Annotated in this window: 2 protein-coding genes and 1 pseudogene; all 3 read left to right on the forward strand. The window is 37.0% G+C overall.

The annotated features are described in order from the left end of the window. Nucleotides 1-272 precede the first annotated feature (272 nt). The 3 genes and pseudogenes from ACYVAA_RS22575 (at nucleotide 273) to ACYVAA_RS22585 (ending at nucleotide 2,813) form a co-directional block, all read left to right on the forward strand. Nucleotides 273-1,270 (forward strand): annotated as a pseudogene (locus tag ACYVAA_RS22575) (ROK family protein). A gap of 91 nt (nucleotides 1,271-1,361) precedes the next feature. After that, nucleotides 1,362-2,117 (forward strand): GDSL-type esterase/lipase family protein, encoded by a 756-nt coding sequence (locus ACYVAA_RS22580; RefSeq protein WP_460546268.1) that lies wholly within the window; start codon nucleotides 1,362-1,364, stop codon nucleotides 2,115-2,117. A gap of 9 nt (nucleotides 2,118-2,126) precedes the next feature. Continuing rightward, nucleotides 2,127-2,813 carry an SGNH/GDSL hydrolase family protein gene (locus ACYVAA_RS22585; protein WP_460546271.1) on the forward strand — a complete coding sequence of 229 codons (687 nt, stop codon included), beginning with the start codon at nucleotides 2,127-2,129 and terminating at the stop codon, nucleotides 2,811-2,813. The last annotated feature ends 124 nt before the right edge of the window (nucleotides 2,814-2,937 follow it).

Genomic DNA, 2,937 nt, shown 5'->3' on the forward strand with positions numbered 1-2,937 from the left:
TAAAAAGAAATACTTATAAAATTTATTTCTTAATCAAAAGCAGATTATTTAATTTAGTTTTTTAATTATAGCGGACCATCTCCTCGTAGACCTATTTCATGATGTCAATTCCACCAGAAAACAGTTTTTTTGAAAGCCTTAAAACCGAAGATTTGTCAGGAGTAGCCTATAAAAACCATCTCTTAAAAAAAAAGGCACTCAATTACTTTTCCAGTTTTGGTCATTCAACCATTCAAGATTTAAGCAAGGTCTTAAAGATCAGTATTCCCAAAATGGGACAAATCATCCAAGAATTAACCGAAAATGGTGTCGTGCAAGATTACGGCAAAGTCGACTCCTCTGTAGGCAGGCGACCTAATTTATACGGATTAAATGCCTCTTCAGCATTTTTTCTCGGAATAGAAGTCAAAAAAGAATACATCAATCTAGGTCTCACTGATTTCAATAATCAATTACTCAAATTTCTGCCCCACATATCTTATAACCTCGACAACACAGAAAAAGCACTTAATGACTTATGTAATATTATCAACCAGCAAATTGACAAATTGAATGTGCCTAAATCAAAAATTATTGGGATAGGCATCAACCTTTCAGGAAGAATTAACTACAAGACTGGCTATAGTTACAGTTATTTTAACTTTAGTGAAAATCCGCTCAGCAAGGTGTTAAGATCTAAAACAGGCTTCCCTACCTTCCTGGAAAATGACAGCCGGGTTATGGCGTTGGGATGGGAATCATGACCAATGGAAATCTGGTATACGGAAAGTCTGGTTTTTCTGGAGAAATAGGCCACATTCCTTTATTTGAAAATGAAATCATTTGTCATTGTGGTAAAAAAGGGTGTCTTGAAACTGAAGCATCAGGCAGGGCCTTAATAAGCAAATTCTACAAAAAACTACAGGAAGGGTCACAGTCTTCACTTTCTCAAAACATAACTTCAGAAAGCGATTTAAAATTAAATGACATCATTAATGCCGCTTTAAATGACGATGTACTGGCCATCGAATTGATCGACGAAATAGGCAAAAAACTAGGAAGAGGAGTTTCTGCCTTATTGCATTTATACAATCCCGAACTGGTAATCATTGGTGGCAGTCTTGCTAAAACAAGAGACTATTTATTTTTACCAATCAAAATGGCGATAAATAAATATTCACTAAGCTTGGTCAGCAATGACAGTAAAATTGTCCTATCAGAACTGGGAGAAAAAGCCGGGGTCTTAGGTGCCTGCCATCTCGTAAGAAAAAGACTGCTTCAATCTGAATAACCCTACATATAGATATTTTTTTTAAGATAATGGCTGCATTTATTAATTTTATTTTCTAATATTATATAACTTAATATTATTTTTAAATAAAATGAACAAATTATTATTTCCCTTTAAGCTTTGGAAAACGCCAAACCCAAGTGGTTTAAGAATTCCTATAACGACGTTGCACATCTTAATGATCAATGGCTTTCTTTTTGGGTTTATGACCACCCTGTCTTCCCAAACACTAATTGACTCCAGCTATGCCAATGGCCACTATAGGGATAGAATCGACTTCTTTTCTTCCCTGCCTTCCCAGACCGCTCCTATCATTTTTCTTGGCAATAGTATCACTGAAGCTGGAGATTGGACAGATGTTTTACCGGGCCTGCCAGTTGCAAACCGGGGAATATCCGGAGATATTACTTTCGGGGTTTTGGCCAGATATGACGATCTTCTAAAGACCTCTCCTGAAAAAATCTTCTTACTGATCGGAGTCAATGACCTCAAGCGAGAAATTCCTATTCCTGACATTATTGAAAACTATGAGAAAATTATTCGGTTGACCTTGGAAAACAAATACCCCACTAAGCTGTATATCCAAAGTGTTTTGCCTATTAACAGGGAACTGATACCAGAATCCTTTTCAAAAGTCACCAATGACAATATCAAAGTCCTTAACCATCGCCTGGAAAGACTAACAGAGTCCTATCCTGAAGTTTCTTACATCGATTTATGGCCTGTTTTTGCAGATGAAAAACAAAGTCTGAAAAAGAGTTTAACCAATGACGGTATCCACCTTAAACCAATAGCCTATTATCATTGGGCCCAATTTTTAAAAGGACTTGGATTACTAACCAACTAATTTCCTCCTATGAAACGATTAAAAACCCTATCCATCAGCATTCTCCTCCTATTTTTCGGGGCAAACAGTATCGCCCAAACAACAATTGAAATTGATAGCTCCTACAACAACTGGTATTATCAACAAAGGATGGAATTATACAATCAAATTCCTCCCATTAAACACAATATTGTCTTTCTTGGAAACAGTATTACCGAAAGAGGTGAGTGGCAGGAATTGCTCCCAAACTTCACAGTGGCCAATCGGGGCATTGGAGGGGATAATACCTTCGGCGTATTGGCCAGGATCGACAATATTATTGCGCTGCAACCTGACCATTTGTTCATAAGCATAGGCATCAATGACCTTGGCCGAGGTCTTCCCGTTGAGGTGATTGTTAAAAATCATATGAAAATTATCCAAAAGCTCAAAAACCGGCTGCCACAATCCAGAATTTATATACAATCCATTTTGCCACTCAATGAGGAAGTGTTGAAATATGATTACCTGAAAAACAAAGGCGATTCTATCCGAAAGCTGAACGATCAGCTTCAAGCCCTCTGCAATGACTGGAACATTACTTTCGTCGAGATTAACAAAATATTGTCTAACCCATCAGGAGAGCTCCAAAAAGAACAGACCCTGGATGGCATCCACTTAAAGCCTGAGGCTTATTTAAAATGGACCAATTACCTAAACGACAACTATTTGAATTAAGCTCCCTAGTTTTACTTTGTGAGCACATGCTAATAATTCGCTTAATGTAAGCAAAAACTGAACATGAAAACTCAATTTCTTACATTTATTAAGCATCTGATTTCCTCTTCAAAAAACTTCTCAC

The sequence above is a fragment of the Echinicola sediminis genome (genome assembly GCF_054777495.1).